This window comes from Natronogracilivirga saccharolytica (assembly GCF_017921895.1).
GTDB classification, from domain to species: Bacteria; Bacteroidota; Rhodothermia; order Balneolales; family Natronogracilivirgulaceae; genus Natronogracilivirga; species Natronogracilivirga saccharolytica.
This window is the reverse complement of sequence record NZ_JAFIDN010000005.1, coordinates 90,282-114,152: the sequence shown is the minus strand read 5'-3', so window position 1 is coordinate 114,152 and position 23,871 is coordinate 90,282. Positions and strand designations below refer to the sequence as shown.

At 53.1% G+C, this 23,871-nt stretch carries 20 protein-coding genes; 8 read left to right on the top strand and 12 right to left on the bottom strand.

Features of this window, described 5'->3' with window-relative positions; genetic code table 11:
* Positions 1-10: 10 nt before the first annotated feature.
* The 3 genes from NATSA_RS08030 to NATSA_RS08020 all read right to left on the bottom strand — a co-directional run bounded on the left by NATSA_RS08030 (position 11) and on the right by NATSA_RS08020 (position 4,269).
* On the bottom strand, positions 11-1,834 hold the full coding sequence (locus tag NATSA_RS08030) for a gamma-glutamyltransferase family protein (RefSeq protein ID WP_210511505.1): 1,824 nt from the start codon (positions 1,832-1,834) through the stop codon (positions 11-13).
* A gap of 222 nt (positions 1,835-2,056) precedes the next feature.
* Positions 2,057-3,511 carry a DNA recombination protein RmuC gene (locus NATSA_RS08025; RefSeq protein WP_210511504.1) on the bottom strand — a complete coding sequence of 485 codons (1,455 nt, stop codon included), beginning with the start codon at positions 3,509-3,511 and terminating at the stop codon, positions 2,057-2,059.
* Between the two features lie 239 nt (positions 3,512-3,750).
* Positions 3,751-4,269 (bottom strand): hypothetical protein, encoded by a 519-nt coding sequence (locus NATSA_RS08020; RefSeq protein ID WP_210511503.1) that lies wholly within the window; start codon positions 4,267-4,269, stop codon positions 3,751-3,753.
* 406 nt (positions 4,270-4,675) lie between these two features.
* On the opposite strand from NATSA_RS08020, the gene NATSA_RS08015 reads away from it, so the two are divergent.
* Positions 4,676-5,278, top strand: a complete 603-nt coding sequence (locus NATSA_RS08015; protein ID WP_210511502.1) for a pyridoxamine 5'-phosphate oxidase family protein — start codon at positions 4,676-4,678, stop codon at positions 5,276-5,278.
* A gap of 21 nt (positions 5,279-5,299) precedes the next feature.
* Here the strand turns inward: NATSA_RS08015 and NATSA_RS08010 are convergent, their stop codons facing one another.
* The gene (locus NATSA_RS08010) at positions 5,300-5,605 is read right to left on the bottom strand and encodes a Smr/MutS family protein (RefSeq protein WP_210511501.1); all 306 of its coding nucleotides are present in this window, start codon (positions 5,603-5,605) and stop codon (positions 5,300-5,302) included.
* Between the two features lie 2 nt (positions 5,606-5,607).
* The gene (locus NATSA_RS08005) at positions 5,608-6,273 is read right to left on the bottom strand and encodes a nitroreductase family protein (protein WP_210511500.1); all 666 of its coding nucleotides are present in this window, start codon (positions 6,271-6,273) and stop codon (positions 5,608-5,610) included.
* Between the two features lie 219 nt (positions 6,274-6,492).
* Between NATSA_RS08005 and NATSA_RS08000 the strand changes: the two genes are divergently transcribed.
* The gene (locus tag NATSA_RS08000; RefSeq protein WP_210511499.1) at positions 6,493-8,229 is read left to right on the top strand and encodes a potassium channel family protein; all 1,737 of its coding nucleotides are present in this window, start codon (positions 6,493-6,495) and stop codon (positions 8,227-8,229) included.
* A 7-nt stretch (positions 8,230-8,236) separates the two neighbouring features.
* Positions 8,237-11,017, top strand: a complete 2,781-nt coding sequence (locus NATSA_RS07995; protein ID WP_210511498.1) for an alpha/beta hydrolase family protein — start codon at positions 8,237-8,239, stop codon at positions 11,015-11,017.
* Between the two features lie 10 nt (positions 11,018-11,027).
* On the opposite strand, the gene NATSA_RS07990 is transcribed toward NATSA_RS07995, so the two are convergent.
* From NATSA_RS07990 to NATSA_RS07975, 4 genes are all read right to left on the bottom strand, one after another.
* Positions 11,028-11,372 carry a high-potential iron-sulfur protein gene (locus NATSA_RS07990; protein WP_210511497.1) on the bottom strand — a complete coding sequence of 115 codons (345 nt, stop codon included), beginning with the start codon at positions 11,370-11,372 and terminating at the stop codon, positions 11,028-11,030.
* Between the two features lie 128 nt (positions 11,373-11,500).
* Positions 11,501-11,872 carry a hypothetical protein gene (locus NATSA_RS07985; protein ID WP_210511496.1) on the bottom strand — a complete coding sequence of 124 codons (372 nt, stop codon included), beginning with the start codon at positions 11,870-11,872 and terminating at the stop codon, positions 11,501-11,503.
* A 71-nt stretch (positions 11,873-11,943) separates the two neighbouring features.
* On the bottom strand, positions 11,944-13,602 hold the full coding sequence (locus tag NATSA_RS07980) for a M28 family peptidase (RefSeq protein ID WP_210511495.1): 1,659 nt from the start codon (positions 13,600-13,602) through the stop codon (positions 11,944-11,946).
* 104 nt (positions 13,603-13,706) lie between these two features.
* The gene (locus NATSA_RS07975) at positions 13,707-14,927 is read right to left on the bottom strand and encodes an alanine dehydrogenase (protein ID WP_210511494.1); all 1,221 of its coding nucleotides are present in this window, start codon (positions 14,925-14,927) and stop codon (positions 13,707-13,709) included.
* Positions 14,928-15,029: 102 nt separating this feature from the next.
* On the opposite strand from NATSA_RS07975, the gene rsmA reads away from it, so the two are divergent.
* The 3 genes from rsmA to groL all read left to right on the top strand — a co-directional run bounded on the left by rsmA (position 15,030) and on the right by groL (position 18,049).
* On the top strand, positions 15,030-15,833 hold the full coding sequence (gene rsmA, locus NATSA_RS07970; RefSeq protein ID WP_210511493.1) for a 16S rRNA (adenine(1518)-N(6)/adenine(1519)-N(6))-dimethyltransferase RsmA: 804 nt from the start codon (positions 15,030-15,032) through the stop codon (positions 15,831-15,833).
* A gap of 176 nt (positions 15,834-16,009) precedes the next feature.
* Positions 16,010-16,297, top strand: coding sequence for a co-chaperone GroES (gene groES / locus NATSA_RS07965; RefSeq protein WP_210511492.1), 288 nt, complete (start codon positions 16,010-16,012; stop codon positions 16,295-16,297).
* A 96-nt stretch (positions 16,298-16,393) separates the two neighbouring features.
* Positions 16,394-18,049: a chaperonin GroEL gene (groL, locus tag NATSA_RS07960; RefSeq protein WP_210511491.1), complete on the top strand. Its 1,656-nt coding sequence runs from the start codon at positions 16,394-16,396 to the stop codon at positions 18,047-18,049.
* A gap of 256 nt (positions 18,050-18,305) precedes the next feature.
* On the opposite strand, the gene NATSA_RS07955 is transcribed toward groL, so the two are convergent.
* From NATSA_RS07955 to NATSA_RS07945, 3 genes are read right to left on the bottom strand one after another with little or no spacing between them, the layout of a single operon-like run.
* Complete coding sequence (locus tag NATSA_RS07955) at positions 18,306-20,111, bottom strand: ATP-dependent DNA ligase (protein ID WP_272491759.1); 1,806 nt, start codon at positions 20,109-20,111, stop codon at positions 18,306-18,308.
* Positions 20,101-21,096, bottom strand: a complete 996-nt coding sequence (locus tag NATSA_RS07950) for an MBL fold metallo-hydrolase (RefSeq protein ID WP_210511489.1) — start codon at positions 21,094-21,096, stop codon at positions 20,101-20,103. Before NATSA_RS07950 ends, NATSA_RS07955 begins: the two co-directional genes overlap by 11 nt.
* A gap of 18 nt (positions 21,097-21,114) precedes the next feature.
* Positions 21,115-21,540, bottom strand: a complete 426-nt coding sequence (locus tag NATSA_RS07945) for a hypothetical protein (RefSeq protein ID WP_210511488.1) — start codon at positions 21,538-21,540, stop codon at positions 21,115-21,117.
* A 73-nt stretch (positions 21,541-21,613) separates the two neighbouring features.
* Between NATSA_RS07945 and NATSA_RS07940 the strand changes: the two genes are divergently transcribed.
* Together NATSA_RS07940 and NATSA_RS07935 are read left to right on the top strand one after the other, a co-directional pair.
* On the top strand, positions 21,614-21,817 hold the full coding sequence (locus tag NATSA_RS07940; RefSeq protein ID WP_210511487.1) for a hypothetical protein: 204 nt from the start codon (positions 21,614-21,616) through the stop codon (positions 21,815-21,817).
* 139 nt (positions 21,818-21,956) lie between these two features.
* Positions 21,957-23,867 carry a glycoside hydrolase family 13 protein gene (locus NATSA_RS07935; protein ID WP_210511486.1) on the top strand — a complete coding sequence of 637 codons (1,911 nt, stop codon included), beginning with the start codon at positions 21,957-21,959 and terminating at the stop codon, positions 23,865-23,867.
* Positions 23,868-23,871: the final 4 nt, after the last annotated feature.

The following is a 23,871-nucleotide window of genomic DNA, read 5'->3' as shown; positions in this document are numbered from 1 at the left end:
GTCTGATTCATCAGAGTCCTGCCGGGCTGCCGTCTCGCCGCGGGTCGGAGACGCCGATCATGGTACCATCCTCAAGGACGCGTATCATCTGGACTCCGCCGAAGTACATGTTCATGGGGTAGTTTGACGGTGCAATGACATATCCGCGCTCATTCAGGGTTTTGAGTGCTTCTGCTGAAAATCCGCGCTCGAGGCGGACGCGACGGTTGTTGGGAACGGGAAATACTCTCGGCATGCGGATGGCATCTGCCGGATGCAGATCATACATCAGTGTGTGGACGATCATCGAGACTACGGCTGGTGGAATACGTCCGGATCCCGGAGAACCGGCGACAAGTTCGACCTTGTTGCCACTGAGCACGATGGTTGGAGCGGTGCTGGAGTGAGCGGTACGGTTGGGTCCGCGGATGCTGCCGTAGCTGCCTCCGAAATTGGTCGCTGCCGAGTTGTAGAAAATGCCGTCAGAAAACACACCTGACCCAAAATACAATCCGAGTGTATTTGTCATGGATACCGCATTGCCTTTGCTGTCGACTACAGATATATGTGTGGTCTGCTGGTCGTCGTCCTCCTCCTCAGCATACTCAAGGTACTCAGAGGGGATGTGCTGCCTGAGCGAGTCCTCATCCTGCTTTTCAATATTCAGCGGCAGCCGGAAATAGCCATCGCCGGTACACGCTGAAGGGGCTGTGTAGCGTTCCGTTGCGGTCCAGGGATTTCCGGCATGCATGGTATCGGGAACATCTCCGCCCATAGCGCCGGCGCGCAGTGACGCATATTCATCGCTGATCATGCCCGCAACAGGAAGGTCTACGTAAGAAGGATCCCCGTGCCACTTTGTGCGGTCTGCCATGGCAATGCGGATGGCATCCACGAGGGCTCCGAGAGCCTCTCCATCAGCAACCGGATGATCCATATGGTGAATGCCGCTTCGCTCCAGCAGTTTCAGTGCCAGTATGACTTCGTGTCCGGCAAGTGACGGGGGAGATGTCAGAATGCGCCTTCCGTCCCACTCCTCGCAAAGTGCGCCGCGCCAATTCGCACTGTAATTTTCGAAGTCTTCAAGTGTCAGCACACTGTTTCCTTCGGAAAGGGTTTCAATGGTGCGTTCGGCAACCTCGCCGCTGTAAAAACCGTCGCGGCCATCTGTTGCAATTTTACGCAGCACTTCGGCCAGCTGCGGCTGGACCAGCCGGTCACCGGCACGCAGCGGCTCACCGTCAGGATAGAACACGGCTTTGGCTTCTTCGTCATGAGTGAATCTGTCGGAGTAGTTTTCGAAAATATGTGCCAGCAGGTGGTGCACGGTAAAACCTTCCTCTGCAAGTTCTATGGCTGGTGCCAAAACCGCCTGGCGCTCCAGATTGCCGTATTTTTCAAGCGCCTGAAGCAGACCGTCCACCATGCCGGGGATGGCTACGCCGCGTTCGCGGGTACGAAGTGAGTCGGGATCAATGTCGAGTGCATAATCGGGATCTTCTCCCAGTGCGGCATAAAAATCCAGATAGTCGGCCCGGCCCTTTTCGTGGCTCCAGAACGTCATGGCACCGCTGCCGCCGAGTCCGGACATATTGGGTTCCAGCACGGCGATGGCAAATGCCGCGGCGACGGCTGCGTCAACGGCATTTCCGCCTTTTTCAAGCATTTCCCTGCCGGCTTTGCTTCCAAGAGGATGTGCGGTGACAACCATGCCGTCTGAACTCATAGCCTCGCGGTAAAAAGTGGGGGCATCAACTTCAGAAAACCGGGGCTTTTCAGGTTCGATAACCGGTTCGGCAGTCCTGCATGCACTGATCAGTGCGATAAGAGCAATAACGGTAATAAGTTTCTTCATGTGTTTAAAATTTATGATTCTGACGTCTCATGAACCGAAGGTCACGAAGTGAAATACCCATGCTGGCAATAATCATGCTTCTGTGTGACGGTAAGCCGCCATGGGTATTCATAGAATTAATTGCGGTAAAAGGAAAGTTAATTGAAAGAAGGACCTGTAAAAAATGACAAGACCATGAAAGATATAAAAACCATTCCATATTTCAAGATTGGCGCAATGCGTTCAGCGGCCTGCGCTGTTGTCCGGTTTTGCTTCCATTTCGGTCTCATTGCCGGTCTTATTACGATTTTCAGGGTCCCGGGCAGTTTCCGAGCGGTCATCAGAAGGAATGTTATCGTCAAGCTCGTACCTTGATCCGACGGAAGCAGGAAGTGTTTTGCTTGATCTGGCACCGAGGTCACGCATACGTTCCGCCTGGCGGATCAGATTTCCGCGGCCATCCTGAAGTTTGTTCATGGCTCCGTCATAGCTTTTCCGGGTCTGATCGAGCCGTTTGCCAAGGTCCACCAGGTCTTCGGCGAAGCCGACAAATTTGTCATAAAGCTTGCCTCCGGCATCGGCGATTTCAACCGCATTCTGGTTTTGATGTTCCTGTTTCCAGATGTTGGAGATGGTTGCGAGTGTAGCCAGCAGAGTGGTAGGGGAAACCAGCACAATATTCTTGTCGAAGGCGTCATTGTAGAGTTCGCTGTCGTGTTCAATAGCCAGACCGAAAGCCGGCTCAACCGGCATGAACATCAGCACAAAATCGGGGCTGTTGATGCCGTAGATATTCTGATAGTTTTTTTCGCTGAGCTCCTTGATATGTTTTCGCACAGAGCGGATGTGGTCTTTGATATGCATGGCGCGGTCTTCCTGCTCTTCGGCCGAAACATATTTTTCATAGGCAATCAGGGAGACTTTTGAGTCGATGACCAGGTGCTTTTCATCGGGAAGATGAATGATCACATCCGGCTGCTTGCGCCGCCCGTCATCGGTGAACGAGGGCTGGACGACATATTCACGATCTTTGCGAAGACCGGATTTTTCAAGTATGCGTTCCAGAATCATCTCCCCCCAGGATCCCTGTGATTTGGATTCGCCTTTGAGGGCACGTGTCAGGTTTCCCGCTTCCCGGGTCATCTTGTTGTTGAGTTCACTCAGCTGCGAGATCTGCTCTTTGAGCGAGATGCGGTCGCGCACATCCTCCTTGTAGGTTTCTTCCACTCTCTTTTCAAACGTTTTAATTTTTTCTCCCAGCGGATTGAGAAGCTGCTCAATGTTCACCTTGTTTTGTTCGCTGAACTTTTTACTCTTCTCCTCCATGATCTCATCGGCCAGCACCTTGAACTGGTCGCGGAAGCCGGTCTGAATCTCTTCAATCTCTTTTTTAAATGAACTGAGTTTTTCCTCCAGGTGGCGATTTGTCGTCCGGGTTTCGGTAAGGCTGGAATTCAGGTCCCGGTTTTGCTCCATCAGACCGGAGCGCTCCTTTTCCAGGGATTCCAGCTGCTGCAGAAGGTTGTTGTTTCGTTCGCGCAGGGTAATGGTCTCTGTTTGCAGCTGATTCTGTTCCTGGGAAAGGCTTTCGATACGCTCACGCAGTCTGGCAGATTCGCCCCGGAGATAAAAAAACATCAGCAGCGAACCTGCAGCCAGTCCCAGCAGCAGCATCAGAAGTGAAATAAGATCAATCATGGTATATTCAAGGATGTGTTCGGATGAGAAAAAGGAATGCGGCTACGCAGTGCGATCTTGTCAGGCCACGCTCATGATATGAAAATAAGGGGAAAGGTACGGAAAATCACACTTCGTGTCCTGACAAACAGGTTATGGATACGCAAAAATAAGAGCAATTCCGCAGAAAGCGGACACATTTTCCGCAGGCGCCATTTCTGGTGCATAACCCGCCAGCCTTCGTAATGTTCGGACAAGCCTTACCTTTTCGGGTCGAGCTTGTGCTTTTTCTTGTAGTTCACGTAACGGGCGCCATAAATCCGGATCATCTGTTCATCCCGGAACTTGATGGCCAGTTTCAATTTGGCTTTATAGTTTTTTTTGAACTCTCTTTTTGATTTGGCTTTGGGGATATAAAATGATTTGTTTTTATGGATCCCTTTTTCGGGAGAGTAGGAGACCTGAAATACGTGTTCTTCATACATTTCGCCGTTTCTGACCTTGGATTTGACGCAGTAGCTGATGCCGGGATAGCCGATATTGCTTTTTTTCCCGAGATGCATGGCACGGTCGAAGTTTTTTGCAAAACCCTCCCACTCTTTCAGGTTTTTGTCACGGAACGCTTTGGCTGACAGCAATGCCTCATCCTTCCCGTTGAATTTTCCGTCACTAAAAAAGCGGCTGATCTTTTTCCCGTCCCGCCGAATCCGGACAAACCAGCCAAAGGTGTTTTTTGAGGGCTGGTCAATCCGGCTGATGTTTTTCAGATCATCAGACATTTCATAGTTCTCCGATATGGTGAAAATGGAAAGCTTTCGCTTTTGGAACAGTGTTGCCGAGCTTATGACTGGATTATGTGTACCCTTCCGGCAGAACCGTATCTTTTCAGAGCACGACGCTCCGCTGGAGAAATGAGTTTTTAATAACCAATTAATTATAGGTCAATTATGTGTAATTGTCCAGCAGAGCTGAAGATATTTTTTACCAACGTTTACAACTGTGTCTGCGTGAAATGCGTATAAGGCCTGCACAGACAAGCTGCAACCATTAATTGGCGGACAATGTGTTGCAAGTCACTGCCTCAGTTCATGTTTTTTAGCGGAATAGCAATTCTTTTGTATATTCTCCAAAGAAAGAGGATGGCGTTTTCCCGACATTCTAATACTAAAATGACCGGACCCTGTTATGAAACTAGTCACATCACTTGAAGAAGTACTGGATCAAATCTGGAGAAATCTGTCCGAAGCGGTTGGAAAAAAAGGACATCCGTTCCGCTATCCCGTTATCAGTACCATTTCGCGGGACAAGCCGCTGCAGCGGACGGTCGTATTGCGGAGTTTGTTTGTGACCGGCCGTACCCTGCTTTTCCACACGGACAACAGATCGAGGAAGGTATCCGATCTGCGTGTGAACCCGCGGCTGAGCTGGCTGTTTTACGACGATTCCAGGCGGGTGCAGCTCCATTTTGAATCACGGTGCGAACTTCACGAACCCGGTTCCGAGCTCTATGAAAATGAGTGGAATAAACTGGTGCCCGGGGAGCGGAGAATTTACTGTGTGAAACACGCTCCGGGTACACCGATTGTCAAACCTCATCAGGCCTGGCCCGAAGATATTTTGAATTCGCCGCTCAATGAGGATGATGTGGCAGCGGGAAAAGAAAACTTTTGTGTGATAACAGCCGAGCTGACAAAGCTGGACTGGCTGCAGCTGCATCCGGAAGGAGAACACCGTGCGCTTTTTCACTGGAAAGATGATGAATGGAAGGGCAGCTGGGTCTGTCCGTGAGAAATGGTGAACCTCCCGGATTCAGGGGTTTATATCAGGCGGGTCCAGGTAGGCGATAGTTGCGCCCCAGCTTCCGCAGCCGTGTCCGCCAAGATGATACCGGTTTACCCAGGGCAATGACTCAAGCACGGAATGCACAATTCTTCGCAGGGTGCCGGTTCCTTTTCCATGGATGATTCGCACGGTCAGTATGCCCTTTTCACGACATGCGCGTAGGTATTCGGGAACCAGGTCGTGTACCTCGGAAGGGGGGAACACGTGGAGGTCCAGCACCCCGTTGATCGGGTATTCCACTGCGTCGTCAGAATGCCATTCCTCATCAGCCATAATCAGATCACCGTCATAATTTCATTGCGGGGTCTTCGTCTGAGATCCGGGACCTTTGTATTTTCAGCCGGGTATCCGACAGGAAACAGAACGGTCGGCACTTCATTACCCGGCCGTTTGAGAATCTGGTTCAGGAAGCGCATCGGGCTGGGGGTGTGGGGAAGTGCAACGAGTCCGGAGTAGTGCAGCGCTGTAATGAGCATGCCGGTGGCGATTCCGACCGACTCATTTACATAATAGTTTTTTTTGCGTACTTGATTTTCCAGGCGATAGGATTCTTTGAAAACGGTGATAAGCACCGGCGCATGTTCCAGAAACGGTTTTTCAAAATTGGTTTCGAGCCTGGAGATATCCTTTTTCATCTCTTCGGAGTAGCGCATTTCATAATTGGTGCGCTCTTCTTTCTCGGCAGCAAGGCGGATCTGTCTTTTTATTTCCGGATTTTTAACAACTACGAAGTGCCACGGCTGCATATGTGCACCGGAAGGGGCTGTGCCGGCGGCTTCGATGCAGTTGTAAATAACTTCATCCGGAACCGGTTCACTGGAAAACTCGCGAACGGTTCGTCTTTTTTTCATGAGTTCCAGAAATGACCCGGACCGGTCAATCAGTTCTTGTGTATCAGGTTTGTGATAATTCAGCGGAGAAAACGATACCTTGTCAGTCATACTATTGATGCGTAAATGATGTTAATTACAGTCCGGAAGTGCCGGCTGTAACTTCGAAATGGTTATAGAATTAAGTGTGTTGTTGCCTATCTTTGAAGTCAGGCAATGCCTCCGGAATGTCATGGCTATGTAAAAGTAACTATTATGAGAACATTTCACTATGATTTTCCGCAAGGAACTGCGTTGTAGTCACTGCTTTTGCAAAAGATCGAAGTATACATGAATATATTACCACAGGAACTCAGCTTTTTGTTCCAGAAAAGGTCCACGCGCACCAACTTCAAACGGCTGCTTTTCTTTATATCCGTTCTGATAGGGGTGATCCTTCTGTTTTCGGTGCTTTTCCAGCTGCTGAGCCGCTACGAAGGCCAGGAGCACAGTTTTCTGTCCGGTCTTTACTGGACCCTGGTTACCATGTCAACACTGGGTTTCGGTGATATCGTTTTCTATTCTGATATCGGCCGGGTGTTTTCTTCGGTCGTGCTGGTTACCGGAGTTGTATTTCTGCTTGTCATGCTGCCGTTCACCTTCATCCAGTTTTTTTATGCTCCGTGGCTGGAGGCACAGGCCCAGGCGCGCGCCCCCCGGAAACTGCCGCCCGATACAAGCGATCATATCATCATCACGAAGTACAACAGCGTGGCTGTTGCCCTGATTGAGAAAATCAAGCCTTTCGGCTATGAGTACTGGATCGTCATATCCGACCTTAATGAAGCGCTCGAAGTCAGTGATATCGGCTACAATGTAGTTCACGGAAGTGTGGATGACCCCGACACATGGCGGCGGATGGCTGTGGAGCAGGCTGCCATGGTGGTGGCCAATGACAATGAAAGGGTGAACACCAATGTCGCTTTTACCATCCGGGAGCTGACCAAATCGGTGCCGGTGGTATCGTTTACGAACATCGATGAGGCAGTGGATATCCTGAAGCTGGCCGGCAGCAACCTGGTTCTCAATCTTTCCGAAATGATGGGACAGTCACTGGTCCGGCGGGTTGTGGGCGGAAGTGCGCGCGTTCATATCATCGGCCGTTTTCAGGAGCTGGTAGTGGCGGAAGCACCGGCAATGCAGACACCGCTGGTCGGCAAGACACTGGCCGAATCCAGGCTTCGGGAACTGACAGGCGTCAACATCGTCGGAGTCTGGGAACGGGGAACGTTTCGCAATGCCACCTCGGATACCCGAATCTATGAGCACAGCATTCTTGTTGTGGTCGGGACCGTCTCCAACCTCCGGAATTATGATGAGCTGATGGGGATTTATCATGCCACCGATGCCCCGGTCATCGTGCTCGGCGGCGGAAGGGTCGGCGAGGTGGTCGGACGTGCTCTCAAGGAGCGGCAGATACCGTTCAAAATTGTGGAACGCGGCGGGCATCTCACCAAGTTTCAGGACGTTCAGGTCGTGGGTGATGCCGCCGATTTCAATGTATTGAAGGATGCCGGTATTGAAAAAGCGCACACCGTAATCATCACCCCGAACAAGGATGATACCAATATCTATCTGACACTTTACTGCAGGAGGCTCCGGCCGGATCTTCAGATCATTTCACGTGCCACTCTGGATCGCAATCTTCACACACTCCGCCGTGCCGGTGCCGATTTCACCCTGTCCTATTCTACTATGGGTGCCAATGCCATTTTCAACTATCTCCAGCGCGGGGAGGTGGTTATGCTGGCCGAGGGACTGAACATATTCAAGGTCGATATGCCGAAAAAACTGTGCGGCAAACGCATCAATGATCTGGACGTGCGGAACAAAACCGGGTGCACTATCGTGGGCGTGGAAAAAGAGGGCAGGGTGATTCTGCAGCCCGATCCCGAACTGAATCTTAAAAATACCCAGAAGTTAATACTGATGGGCACACTCGAGTCCGAAAAGAAATTCTGGAAAGCATACGGTGACGGCAAGCCGACAGAAGGAAGAAAAAAGCTTTTCAGGAAACGAATCAGGTAACATCACTATGGTGACAGAAAAAAAAGGAAGCATACCCGCAGCAATTTTTGCGGTCGTGGTCATGATATCCGGAATTCAGCCGGCATTGAGCACGGCAGCAGGACAGGGAAGGGCGATGGAAGTCGAGGACATCATGACATTCCGGCAGTTTCATGATCCCGCCATATCAAAACAGGGTTCTTTCATTGTTTTTGAAGCGGCACCTGACCGGGGTGACGGAAAAGTTCAGCTCAAGGATGATTCGGGAGCAGAACGGATCACCCTGAACCGCGGCACAAAGCCCGCTATCAGCAATGATGAACGATGGATAATGTCATATATCCACAGACCGTACCGTGACCGGATGCGTGAGCCTGGCGATCCCGACAGCCTGGTTGCTCTCCGCACCGACGCATCCGACACACTCTCGTTCGGAGAGGTTTCGCGTGCCGGATTTACCAAAGACAGCAGCTGGCTGATCGTGTTGCATGAACCGGAGGATGACCGGCAGGATGGAGAGCGTACCGGTCAGGGCGGCGAGCTTGCAGTCTATTCACTGGCGGATGGATCTTCGGGTGATGATCATAACCGCAAACAGTTCCGGGCCGGACAGGTGCGGGATTTTACCGTTGACAGCCTGAGCACCAACCTGGTTTACGCCGTAACCGACAGTACGGGAGAAGAGAACGGACTATATCGCGTGGATTTGCTGGCCGAAACGCTTGAAGCAGAGCGAATTCACCGCCGCATGCATGCGGTCTATGACGGGTTTTCCTGGCACAACCCGGGCCGGAAGCTGGCCTTTCTGCACAGCCGCGAGGATTCTCTGGGCAATCCTCTTCCCGCATCCCTGCACATTATGAACGGAGACAACGGGGAGGTCCGGACTGCGGTGGCATCAGATTATTATGATGATGAACGCGTGCTGCCGCTTCATGGTGAGCTTACATGGTCCGATGATGGCGATCGGCTGTTCTTCGGATGGAAGCCGTTGAAGAAGTACCGCCTCGGGCTGTATAAAGAGGAGGAAGAAAACGTCACGGTGGCCGACCGGGATACCATTCTGGCCGATGCGGAAGTTGACGTCTGGCATGGAGATGATCCGCTGATCAAGACCCATGAGAAGAACACCTGGGAGCAGCGCAGAACCCATACGTATTTGTCGGTCCTGCATGTAGACAGCCGCAGGGTTGTTGACCTGGCTGATGAGCAGGTGCCATACGTTTCGCCTGCAGATAATCCGCGCTATGTGCTTGGACGCAATCCGCGTCCGTATAAAAGAAAAATCACGTGGGACGGCCGCTACAACGATTATTACCTGATAGATCTTCAGGACGGCAGCAGGAATGAGATAGTGGACCGGCTCAGGGCGACTACCGTTTCCCTTTCGCCGCAGGGGCGGTATGTGGTGTTTTATGAAGCGGAAAACTGGCACTTGTATGACGGTGACAGGAATATCATCCGCAACCTGACAGAGACGCTGGATGTCCCTTTCGCCAATGAAGATCATGACTATCCGTTTCCTGCTCCGGGTTACGGTATGGCCGGATGGGTTGAGGGCGACCGGGCTGTACTGATATATGACAAGTATGATATCTGGCAGATCGATACGCGGTCAGGCGAGGCGCGTAATCTCACCGGCGGTGGCGGACGGGAAACGGAAAGGCAGTTCAGGGTGGTTGAGACCGATCCGGACAAGGATTATTTCGGCCGGGATGAGCGGCTGCTTGTTCGCGGGTTTGGCGAAAAGGACAAAACCTACGGATTTTACGGAATCCGCGTCGGAAGGGAGGGGTATGAGCGGTATGCAGAGGGGCCGCACCGCTACCGGTTCGTGGATGCATCGGAATCCGGTGACCGCATATTGTACACCCGTGAAAGCTACAGGGAGTTTCCTGATCTGCACATTGCCGATGACCGGATACGAGACTCACGCAAACTGACCGATCTGAATCCGCAGACAGAGGAGTTTGACTGGGGTGAAGCCCGGCTGGTCAGCTGGCGCGATATGGATGGTGAAAAGCTGGACGGGGTGCTGATTACGCCGGAGGGTCATCAGAAGGGTGAGAAACTGCCGGTACTGGTCTATTTTTATGAACAGTTTTCCCAGCGGCTGCACCATTTCAACGAACAGGTGATAAATCACCGGCCCGGTTTTCCGTTTTATGTGAGCAACGGGTATGCCGTTTTTTTGCCTGACGTACGATATGACATCGGCATTCCGGGGTATTCGGCTACGCGGTCAATTGTTCCGGGTGTAAACAAGCTGATCGATATGGGTGTGGCTGATCCGGATGCGATCGGCCTTCACGGGCATTCATGGAGCGGATATCAGGCAGCCCATATGGTGACCCAGACGAATATCTTTTCTGCTGTGATTGCCGGGGCTCCGGTGTCAAACATGACCAGTGCGTACAGTGGCATACGCTGGGGAACCGGGCTGGCGCGGCAGTTTCAGTATGAACAGACCCAAAGCCGTATTGGCGGAAGTCTGTGGGACAAGCGCGAGCGGTACATCGAAAATTCGCCGGTATTCTTTGCCGACCGGGTGGAAACACCCATGCTTATCATGTTCGGAGATGAAGATGAGGCCGTACCGTGGGAACAGGGAATAGAGCTATACCTGGCCATGCGCAGGCTGCAGAAAGATGTGATTTTTTTGCAGTATCGGGGAGAGCCGCATCATCCTCAGGAGTATGCCAACAAGCTTGACTACTTCCTGCGGATGAAGGAGTATCTGGATCACTATCTGAAGGGGAAGCCGGCACCGGACTGGATCCGGTACGGCATTCCCTATGATGGCAACTGATGACGGCGGGTCAGGACATCGGAACCCAGGAATTGCACCATCCGCCGGGGTGAACCGGTCCGGCAAACAGGGTGCATCCACCGCACTCCGGACCGTGCTGGTCATCCACCCAGTATTCACAATTGTCACAACGCTCGTCGGGGTTTGGTGTTTCGGCCACGTATTCCAGCGTTTCACGAAGTTCAATATCAGATTCGCTGAGTCCGGAAAGATCGGCGCAGGGATCATCGGCAACTTCCTCACCATTTCCATTGCCGCAGCCTTTCAGGAATACTCCGCCACCGGCGCCGGCCAGTCCGAGCATGGAAATTTTGCCGAGAAATGCTTTTCTGCTGATGTTGTTTTGTTCACTCATAATTGCAAAGATCAGATTTTGGACAGGATTTGAATTGATGGTTGTACAATCAGAGCAATAGAATTTCTTCAGTTATTATCAGTTGTTTTTATTGCTCCGGTGTTTCTGAAAAGTACAACGATACGAATTTATGCATAAAGCAGGACACCTGCCAGTAATATTGCCAAACTGAATATTAACAGCGTTAACCGAAAGCGGGTTGAAAAAAAGACAGGCCTGATCAGAAAGCCGTAACTCCATGAGTGGCGCGTCAGCCATTCATGGTATTCGTTGCGGTGCAATGCGCCGAGGGCTATGGTGACGTGGCCGTGAAGGATGGTCAGTGTGAACGGAAATGAAAAAGTGAATGTGCCGGGATAGAGCATTACCCCGGGGAACTCAAACCACAGGCCCATAAACAGATACGGCCAGGCAAACAGGATAAACAGGGGAGGAGTCAGAACAATATTAATCCAGGAAATTCTCCGGAAATTTCTCTCACTTAATTCAGCCTGGTTCATGTAAAACCTCGAAACACATGTTATGTGAAAGAAAAAATCCGGAAAAAATCCCGGAAAGTACAGCTGTTTTATCAATATTCGATCATGGCCGCTTCTTCGAGCGCATCCAGACGGGCCTGTTCAAACTCGTCACCGGGAACCCATTGACGCATATCATCGTCATTGGCAATTCTCAGCCCGAGCCGGTACATCAGTTTTGTATCCTCCACCGCACCGGACAGATCCCACCAGTCGTGGATCCGGTCATGGACCGTATGGTAGATTTTTGAACGGTATTCATCCACCTGTTCATTGTAGTCATCGGGTTTGCCGACAAAGTCACTTCCGGGGTTTGGGAACAGTGAGGGGATACCCTGGCGGGCGAAGGAGAAGTGGTCGGACCGGTAATAAAGCCCCTGTTCGGGACGCGGATCCGGTTTGACGGTTCGGCCAAGCAATTCAGCCTCTTGCTGAAGTATATCATCAATATCAGAGCGTCCGTAACCGATGGCAACAATGTCCCTTGTTTCTCCGAAGATATTGGTGGCATCAAGATTGATGTTGGCCGAGATTTTTCCGGCATGGATCGGCGGATTTTCGGCGAAATAGCCGGAACCCAGCAGTCCGGACTCTTCTGCCGTGACCGTCACAAAGTAGAGTGTCCGGCGGATATCTTCGGGTTCCTGTGAATACAGACGGGCGAGGTTGATTACTTTGCTGACGCCGCTGGCGTTGTCCCAGGCACCGTTGAAAATGGAGTCGCCATCCACCGGATCGCCATAACCCAGATGGTCATGATGTGCTGAAAACACGACGGCTTCATCGGCCAGCTCAGGGTCGGAGCCGGGAAGTTTGGCAACGACATTCTGCCCTTCGATTTCCCTGTAATAGGCTGAAAGGTCAATATCAAGTGTGACGCCTTCAAGCGTGACGGGTTCAAACTCCGTGCTTTCTGCAGCTTCGAGCATGTCATCGAGCTCCAGGCCGGCCATTTCGAAGAGTTGTTTACTCTGATCGTGTGTAAGCCATCCTTCAAACTCGGTATCGTGGCCGGTTTCGTCATAGACAAAAAAGCGCTCCAGGCTCCAGCTGTTGCGTACCACATCCCAGCCGTATCCGGCGGTTTCATCGGTGTGAATGATGAGGGCCCCGAGGGCGCCTTTTTCAATGGCCTGCTCATATTTGTAGGTCCAGCGGCCGTAATAGAGGCGGTTGCCTCCATCGAAGCGATCCTCATAGGTGACCGGATTGTAATTTTTAAATACGAGTATCTTGCCTTCGACATCCTGTCCTTTGAAATCGTCCCACTCTTCTTCGGGGGCTTCGATGCCGTATCCGACGTAGACCAGTTCGGCATTCCGGATGGAAACCGATTCCTGAACATGTGCCGGCCAGGCCATGAAATCATCCTGGTACTCAAGGTCTGCAGTTTCATTCGCCGAGCTGAAGGAGAGTTCGGCAAGGTCGGTGTCCTGACCCATAAGCGGGACATCCTGGAAGAAAGATCCGTCCGGAATTCCGGGCTCAAGGCCAATTTCCTCAAACTGTTCGGAGATATAGGAGACGGTCATTTCTTCATAAATGGTGCCGGGGGTGCGGCCGCCGAACTCATCAGCAGCCAGGACTTCCACGTGTTCCATAAGGTGGTCTTCCGTCAGTTCGGCGGGAATAACCCCGTTTTCTTCCGGAACAGAGCAGGCGGTGGTCATAAGCAGCAGTGCTGCAAGGATAATTTGCGGTATTTTTTTCATTGTTTGATGCTGTGTTAAAGATTGTAAATAGTAATGATGAATTTTTTGGTTCATGGTAAAGTGTCTGTGATGGTCGGGATTGCTTATGGCAGGTATTTATGGGTTCAGATCCGGCTGGCAATCAGCATTTCAATGTCGCGGTAAGGCATATCGAAAAGCTGGGCCAGGGATTTTTTGGTCAGCTGGTTTTTGTAGACATAGGTGCCGTTGCGCAGGCTGACGTTGGTCCAGAGTGCTTCGCGGATGCCCCCGGCGTCGCCGATATCCAGAAGAAAAGGTACCAGCAGATTGTTGAGGGCTGTTGTTGATGTGCGTGCTGCATTTGACGGGATGTTAGGCACGCAATAGTGTACCACGCCGCTGTCGACAAAAACCGGGTTGGAGTGGGAGGTGGTTTTGCTTGTCTCGATGCAACCGCCCTGGTCGATGACGGCATCGACAATGACGCTGCCGTCTTTCATACTTTCGACCATTTGCCGGGTAACCCAGCACGGGGCACGGTGGCCTTCGACCATGGCCGCGCCAATAACCACATCGGCTACTTTCAGCGCCGAAGAAATGAACTGATGGGTAGCCATGGCAGTGATGACCCTGCGGTCGAGGGAGTTTTCGAGATGGCGCAGCCGGGCGAGATCCGTATCCATCACAAACACCTGTGCTCCGTATCCGAGGGCCGTCCGGGCGGCGTATTCCGAAATAATACCTGCACCGAGTATAACCACCGTTGAGGGCGGGACGCCGGAGATGCCGCCAAGTATGATGCCCTGTCCCTGCTGGTTGTTTTCCAGGTAGTGTGCAGCGATCTGAACGGACATCGAACCGGTAATTTCATGCATCATCCGCACGATGGGAAAACTGTTGTCCGGGGATTTGATAAATTCAAAACCGATAGCGGTGACGTTTTTGCGGATGAGTTCTTTGAGATACTTGTCCGTTGTATCGCCCAGATGGAGGGCGGAAATGACCGTTTGGTCGGGCTGCAGAAGTTCATATTCGCTTTTGGCCGGCGGGGCGACCTTGAGGATGATCTCGGAATTCTTGTACAGTTCTTCGGTGGTCCAGGCCACCGAGGCTCCGGCTTCCGAAAATTCATGGTCGGGAAAACCGGCATCTTCCCCGGCACCGGCTTCTACAAAAATCTCGTGTCCGGCCGATACCAGATCGGACACACCACCGGGAGTGACGGAAAGGCGGCGTTCATCGTTGGATCGTTCCCTGGGCAGTCCTATCTTCATGCTGACCCGGGATCCGGTCTGCTCCTCGGGTTTTTCCAGGGTTTTCAGGCCAAACTGATGCGCCACCTGATAGGGATTCATTATTTCCATGTACCGGTGATTTTATAGGAATTTGGCGGATCACATCGAAAAGTCCGCGAAAATGAACAAATCCTTACTAAATTACGTGATTAGCAGGCCTATTACAAATTTATGACGCACAAGTCTTTCAAACCAAAAAAATCACTTGGTCAGCATTTTCTTGCCGACAGGAACATTTCCGGGGCTATCGTGAACGGCCTGGAAGCATTGCCGGAGGACCGTGTGATTGAGATCGGGCCCGGTACCGGTGCGCTCACGCAGTTTCTTTCGGAAAAATTTCCGGATCTGCATGTATTTGAAGTAGACAGCCGGGCGGCAGACATCGTCCGTGAAAATTACCCGGGGGTGACGGTACATCAGCGCAGTTTTCTGGAATCGGATCTTGCCGGTCTTGCGGCAGAGACCGGGGGACGTCTGTTTGTCATCGGAAATCTGCCGTACTATCTTACCAGTCCCATTCTATTTCATGTCATGGATTGCGGCAGCCTGGTGACACAGTCGGTTTTCATGATTCAGAAGGAGGTGGCCGACCGGATAATAGCACGTCCCCGTACCCGGGATTACGGGATACTGAGTGTCCAGGCGCAGGTTTTCGGCAGGACCGACAGGCTTATGGCGGTATCGCGGCGGGCATTCCGGCCTCCGCCAAAAGTCGAAAGCACGGTCATATCCTACCGGCCGGGCAATGAGGATTATCCGGGGTCAGTAGCCGATCTGCCTGTTTCGGCAGCGATGTTCAAGAGAGTGGTGCGCACGGCGTTTCAGCAACGCCGGAAAAAGCTTTCCAATGCATTGAAAGAGCTCACCGGCGGGATGTTTCCCGAAGGATTTGATGCGGGCCGGAGGGCAGAAGAGCTGGAGCCGCGGGAATTCGTGGCGCTGGCGGCCTGGCTGGAAGAAAAAGGCGAACGATAGTGCATTTCAGATTGTTGGCCGATAGTACTTGCACTCGTTATGTACCGAGTGCTAAAATGTAAAAATTAGCTGTTGCGCCATTCCCGGGCTTTTATTATAATTGTTGCGAATTAAACTTGGCACTCCGGAGCGACGAGTGCTAAACCATTAACCGAAAAATTAAACAGAGAAACATTATGGCAAGCATCAAACCTCTTAGTGACAGAGTACTGGTTCGACCCGATTCTGCAGAGGAGAAGACCAGTTCAGGAATCATCATTCCGGATTCTGCAAAGGAAAAACCTCAGCGCGGCACCGTCGTGGCTGTAGGTCCCGGCAAATATGAAAACGGGAACAAAATCGGAATGACCGTCAAGGAAGGAGACAAGGTATTGTACGGCAAGTATGCCGGAAACGAGATTGAGATTGACGGTGAGGAACTGATGATCATGCGGGAGAGCGATATCCTCGGAGTGCTTTCCTGATGGATTTCCCGGCATGAAGCTGCGCGGAAAACATCTGCAGAGCTTGTGCCAAACCGGAAATTTTGAACCAGAAACATTTAAAAAGGAATTCAGATTATGTCCAAGATCATAAATTATAATGTAGAAGCAAGAGACGGCCTGAAGAAAGGCGTTGACAAACTGGCCAATGCCGTAAAAGTAACGCTCGGTCCCCGTGGCCGCAATGTGGTTATTGAGAAGTCATTCGGTGCGCCGACCGTCACCAAGGATGGTGTAACCGTTGCCAAGGAGATCGAACTGGAAGACAAAGTGGAGAACATGGGCGCCCAGATGGTGCGTGAAGTTGCTTCCAAGACCAGTGACAACGCAGGTGACGGAACAACCACGGCCACGGTTCTGGCCCAGTCCATCATCCAGACCGGTCTCAAGAACGTTACATCCGGTGCCAACCCGATGGATCTGAAGCGCGGCATCGACAAGGCGGTTGAAGCCATTGTCGCCGAGCTCAAGAAGATCAGCAGCGACATCAGCGACCGTAACGAGATTGCCCAGGTCGGAACCATTTCTGCCAACAACGACGAGTTCATCGGCAATCTGATCGCCGATGCGATGGAAAAAGTGGGCAAGGATGGCGTGATCACGGTTGAAGAGGCCAAGGGAACCGAAACCCATCTGGATACCGTGGAGGGTATGCAGTTCGACCGCGGTTACCTCTCACCGTATTTCGTGACCAACTCCGAAAAAATGACCACCGACTTCGAGGATCCGTACATCCTGATCTTCGACAAGAAGATCTCCAACATGAAGGATCTGCTTCCGATCCTGGAGAAGGTGATCCAGACCGGCAAGCCGTTGCTCATCATTGCCGAAGATATTGAAGGCGAAGCACTTGCCACACTGGTTGTAAACAAGCTTCGCGGTACACTGAAGATTGCTGCCGTCAAGGCACCCGGTTTCGGCGATCGCCGCAAAGCCATGCTGGAAGACATCGCCATTCTCACAGGCGGAACCGTGATCTCCGAAGAGCGCGGATACAAGCTTGAGAATGCCACGCTTGACTTCCTCGGACAGAGTGCCCGCGTATCCATCGACAAGGACAACACAACAATTGTCGACGGAAAAGGCAAAGAGGATGACATCAAGGCGCGTGTCAACCAGATCAAGGCTCAGATCGATGACACCACATCCGACTACGACCGCGAGAAGCTCCAGGAGCGTCTGGCCAAGCTGAGCGGCGGAGTTGCGGTTCTGTACATCGGTGCTGCTTCCGAAGTTGAGATGAAAGAGAAAAAAGCACGTGTGGAAGATGCACTGCATGCTACCCGCGCGGCTGTTGAAGAAGGCATCGTAGCAGGCGGCGGTGTTGCATTCCTCCGGGTTCTGGGAGCTCTCGAGAACCTGAAAGGCGAGAATCAGGATCAGGAGGTCGGTTTTGATATCGTCCGCAGGGCACTTGAATCACCGATGCGGATCATCGCCAGCAACGCCGGTGCCGAAGGCTCCATCGTCGTTCAGAAGGTGAAAGAAGGCAAAGACGGATTCGGATACAATGCCCGCACCGAGGTCTATGAAGACCTGATCAAAGCAGGTGTGATTGATCCGACCAAAGTTGCCCGCACGGCGCTTGAAAATGCCGCGTCCGTTGCCGGACTGATGCTGACCACCGAAGCCGTTGTCACGGAGAAGCCTTCCGATGATGATGACAAAGGTGCCGGCGGAGGCGCTCCCGACATGGGCGGCATGGGTGGCATGGGCGGAGGCATGGGCTTCTAAACCGCCCCGCCTGAGAACTGCCTGTTCCGGAGTTAATCCGGGACAATCAGCTTACTCATATTCCAAACCGGCATTCCGGATCTTCCCGGAGTGCCGGTTTTTTTATGTGCGCCCGGCAGGGCGCATCCGCCTGGGAGTGACACAAGTTTGAGCGTCTGCCATTATCTCCTCGCGGTTAGGTGATGGTATCCGCTCAGCCGGGCTTTTTACGCGGTCACGGGTTGTTGGTATCCGGCAAGCAGAGATTTTTCAGCGGTCATGAGCTTTCGATATCCGGCCAGTGGACCGCAGGAGATCCGGAGGTTTTGTCTCCCGTTTTTCCGGCCCGTTTCTGATAGCGGTGTTCGACATCGGCAAGGGTGTCAGTGTCAGCAGGTGAAAGATCCCAGCGAATGGCTTTGAAACGGGGCAGGCGCAGCGTATATCCGGCCTTGGTGCGTTTGTTTATCTGAATATCGTCAAACTCGACTTCAACAATGATTCCCGGTTTCAGGGAGAGTGTGGGGCCGAACCGCTCGACGGCCAGTTCGCGGATGCGGCTGTTGAGTTTTTTCAGCTCGGCATCGGTGTAACCGCTGTATGCTTTTCCTATGGGGATAAACTCCTCTTCATAGCGCTCATCATCAGCCACGCGAATTCCAAGGGTAAAATCGGAGTAGGTGCCTCCGCGTTTTCCGCTGCCGGCATGGGCATACATGATCACCGTGTCCAGCGTCCCGCGGGGCTCCTTTACTTTAAGCCAGGACTTGTTGCGCTGGCCGTATTCGTAGCGGCTTTTGCGGTGTTTGAGCATCAGTCCTTCGTTTCCGTTTTCAATGGCCTTGCGGAACAGCCTTTCAATGTCCTGCCCGGATGAGACCGGTATCTGACGCGAAAATGGAATGCCTGTCCGGCCGCACAGTGTTTCCAGACGGGTTCTGCGCTCCGGCAGGGGCAGTTCCAGGACCGGATCATTATCCAGAAACAGCAGGTCATAGGCGATGAAGACCACCGGATGCTCATCCAGCAGTTTTGCACCCGGCTTTTTTACGCCCATTCGCTTTTGAAGCTGCCGGAAGGGTTGAATCTGCCCGTCTTTGAAAACGCACAACTCCCCGTCGAGGACCATACTGCCTGATGATAGCTTCAGCCGTGAACGGATCAGCTGCGCGGCGGCGTCCGGAAACGTGCCGGAGATATCATTCAGGTCCCTTGAAAACAGCATTGCCTTATCCGGCCCGATGTGTGCCTGGGCGCGCATCCCGTCGAATTTTTCTTCGGCAACGTAATCTTCGGGTTTGGACAGTGACCGGCTTTCCAGCGGAGAAGCCAGCATGAAAGCTACCGGCTGATACATTTGGAAAGACGCACTTGAAAGATCGTTCCGGAAGGCAAGCAGTGCTGCGTGTCCGATACTCCCGGAAAGCATATGCACCCGCCGGACTTCATCGGCATCCGTCCCGCAGGCCCGGGCGATGGCGGACAAAATGCTTCGAAGCTCAAAGCCGATCCGCAGCGACCCCTGACTCATGATCCTGATCATGAACCGGATTTCCGGAGGTGACATGCGTTTCCAGGCATCGGTCAGCAGCCGCTGTTTTTCCTCCCGGCGGCCGGCTCCGGCGAGTGACCCGAAAATCTGCTCAAGTTCGGCCAGGGTGATGCCCGCCGGCTGCCGCTTTTCGATGGCTGCGGGCAGGTTGGCCATAAGCTTTTCAATGGTTTCCGAGGCGCTGCCGGTGGCGGTACGGCAGGGGCGGAACACCTTGTCGTAATCAACATCACAAAATGACGCAGCCGTGAGGGCAACGGTGCGGTGTCCGACGGAGGCCCGTCTGCCCGAAATGGTGGAAAAGGCACCTTCACCGACAAACCGAACGGCACGATCGATATCGTCTTCATCGCCAAGGGAGGAGAGGTAGTCTGAAAACAGCGCAATTTTCCTGCGGCCGGAACGGGTCCGCATGATTTCCAAGAGAACCCGGCAAAACCGCTCAAAGCTGTTGTCCCGGGAGCGTGGACCGTTACCGCACGGCTCCGAAGCCGGTTTGTGCCCGTGATATGTCCGGCCGCTATCCGTCATCGATCATCTCCAGATCAAGGCTGCTGCACGAAAACCCTTCCTGTTCCAGGAAATGGAGGGCAACATCCGGATTGGGACTGTGGGTCAGATAAACATGTCCGGGATTGCATTTCCGGCAGGTATCGAGGAGTTCGAAAAAGTCGAGGTGATCGGAAAGCGGAATCAGCGCATCGGCCAGAAGCTGGGAGGCGCGCGCTTCGAGCGATGCCCATCCGGAGACATAGGCGATGCGGGCGTTGCGGATATTCTGAACCATCGCAGTGTCGGCGGTGGATGCGGGTGTGATCAGCGCCTTTCCGGGCACCGATGATTTGTCATAGGGCTCCCATCGGCCCAGATTGATCCCGAACGATTCGTATACGCGGCACAGCGGCGCTCCCGCTCCGTGTATCTGAACCGCCATTTCGGGACAGGCGCCTGCAAGGGCATGCATCACCTCCTGTGCTTTCCCCAGGTTATAGCAAAGCAGCACCGGAGTTGCCCCGTCATTCAGCGCATTGCGGGCAAAATCGCGTATCTGAGCAAACAGCTGTTCATGAGGAGCCCATTTGTAGATGGGCAGGCCGAAAGTAGCTTCGATGACCAGGTGGTCAACGGGCGCATCCGGAAGCTCAAATCCTTCAGAAGTCGGGGACGGGGGTGTCCGGCAGTCGCCGGTGTAGAGCATCGATCCGGAGTCCGAGACGATGTAAATCATGGCGGACCCGAGGATGTGTCCGGCCGGATAAAGTGTGACATCGGCGCGGGGAAAAGATACGGTCTCGCCGAAAGGAACCTCGTTTACCGGTCCCTTGTGGCCGCGTGCGCGGATGAGGGCGGCGGTGGCGGGGGAAGCGTACACTTCGGCACCGCGGTTGCGGGGAGCATGATCGGCGTGGGCGTGGGAGATGAACACAGCATCACCCCCGTCCGGAAGCGGTCCGTCAAGAGCAATGCCCGCATCGGGCAGATAAAAACCGTGAAATCCGCTTTTTTGAAGGTTCATCGGAGGGTCCGTCGGTCATCAGAAAACCAGCAGCCGGTAAACAAGCAGGGCCAGAACCAGTGCCGTGGATATTGAAAAATATCCGGTGAGACGTAAAAAACGCTTTACCGCTTCGGGATGTTCCGCAATAATCGGGCGCATGTAGTCCCATCGGGCAAGATAACTCAGCACGGAAAGTGCCAGTCCGGCAAGTCCCATCGAAAAAACGATGTCGATAACCGAGAGCTGCAGGAACCCGAACACCAGCGACGCCGTTGCGAAGAGGGCAACATACCGCGCCGATTTAAGCAGCATGGGCGGACGTTTTTCCAAGCGTGCGGCCTGCCTGAGATAGTCATAAAACGGAGCGGGGTTTAACGCCCAGATGACTCCCTGTATGAGAAGGAGCAGGCCCAGAACACTGTAAAACAGCAGAAACCAGTTGTAGGCAAGGTGATCAAGCATGACAAATTCCTGAGAGACTTCGTTGTGAATATCGTAAATTATTCCACCCCTGTAACATCAAAGTGAACAAAATATGCGAAAAGTCAGTCTGATACTATTTGTATTTATTGCAGCGGCCGGAAATGCCGAAAAAGTCGTTCTGGCCAGAGGACTGGAAGAAAAACCCATTCGGGGTGTCATTTTTCAGGAATTCAGGGTAGATTCGGCCGCAGCCGGCATTGACACTTCGCACGTCCGGAACTTCCGTATTGAGGATGTTGTCTATGCTGTGGAGTAATGAGGATGTTGTCAATGCTGAGGAGTAATGAGGATGTTGTCTATGCTGATGAATAACGATGATGAAGCCTATGCCGAGAAGTTATTCAGTCCCGGCGGCAGACAGTAAACAGAACACATTCAGTTGATTTTTCTATAGTATGGCAAAAAGAAAGCTTGAAATCGATGTGCCCGGCTGGGCCCGGGGCATCGTATGGTACCAGATCATGCCCGAGCGTTTCCGCAACGGCGACCCGAACAACACCCCGCGCGCCATCGACCAGAAAAATGCCTGGCCGCACGACCACAAATCACCGCTGGAGCGTCATCCCTGGGGATCAGACTGGTACCGCCTGCAGCCCTACGAACAGGAAAACGGCAAGAATTTGTGGCTGAATCTGCAGCGGCGCCGGTACGGCGGCGATCTGCAGGGCATTATTGATCAGCTGGATTATCTGCAGGATCTCGGTATCGGAGCGCTTTATCTAAATCCCGTTTTCGAGGCGCCGTCGGCCCATAAATATGATGGTGCGACATACCACCATGTGGACCCCAACTTCGGTCCGGATCCGGACGGCGACCGGGCGATCATTGCGCGCGAAACTCCGCACGATCCCTCAACCTGGGAGTGGACCAGCGCAGACGAACAGCTGCTGATGCTGATTGAAGAGGTGCATCGCCGCGGGATGTATATTGTTCTGGATGGTGTGTTCAATCACATGGGACTGAACAGCTGGGTTTATCAGGATGTACTTGTCCGGCAGCAGGATTCGCCGTTTCGTGACTGGATAGCGGTGGAGTCCTGGGCGGATGATGACAAAGGTGCGGACTGGGGTGCTGATGAGCGCAGGCGCGGTGAGCCGGCACATCCCTTCCGGTCCGGTTTCAATGTGCGCACCTGGGAAGGATTCAATGAGCTGCCCGAGCTCCGGGAAGACCGGCGCGGTATCGTTGAGGGGCCGCGGGAGTACATTTTCGAGATTACCCGGCGATGGATGGATCCCTACGGGAACGGGGATACGTTCAGCGGCATCGACGGGTGGCGTCTGGATGTCGCTTTCTGTGTCAAGCACCCGTTCTGGAAGGCCTGGCGCAAACATGTCCGTTCGATCAATCCGGATGCCTATCTGGTGGGCGAGGTCATTGATACCATCGACAAAACCTTTCCTTATGTGAAAGGGGATGAATTTGACGCGGTGATGAATTACAATTTCCAGTTTGCCTGCAATGAGTTTTTTGTCTGGACTCAGAGTCCGGTGACTGCAACAGAGTTCGGCGGAAAACTGGAGGAGCTGCTCACCGGCTTTCCGTGGCCGGTTCCGGAGGTGATGCAGAATTTGCTGGGATCGCACGACACCGACCGGCTCGCATCGCGCATTGTAAACCGTGATCTGGGCGGCGGCAGGCGATGGTGGGACTACTTCAACCGGTCACGGGCCGAAAACGGCAAGTTCGATACCCGCAAGCCGGATGCGCAGGAGCGGACGGTGCAGCGGCTTATGGCGCTGGTGCAGTTCACCTTTCCGGGCGCGCCGATGATCTACTATGGTGATGAGGCAGGGATGTGGGGCGCCAACGATCCCTGCTGCCGCAAGCCCATGCTGTGGCCCGACTATAAATATGAACCCGAGGCGGTATTGCCGGACGGATCCCCGAGGAAAGAGTATGACACGGTGGAATTTGACCGGGACCTGCACGCATTTTACCGCCGGTTGATTCACCTGCGGAACGACAGTGAGGCAATCAGGTACGGGGATTTTTCCGTACTGTCAGCGGATGATGAGAACGGCGTCTTTGCATTCCGGCGGCGCAGCGGTGAAAAGGAGGCAGTGGTGATCGTCCGCAACATGGAACTGTCCGGCGGGAAGACTGCCCGAGCAGTCAGGTCCGGCCGGCCGTCATTTGGGGAAGATGCAGTCAGTGTGTCGGTATCCGCGGAGCATCCGGAAAAGTATTTAAAAAAGCTTGAGGTATCTGCCGGTGAGACCGGCATCAGCCAGCATCAGTCCGCATCCGGGAAGCTCACTCTGGAAATGCCTCCGGGTTCCGGCGTGGTGCTGGTGAAGGAGTAAAGGC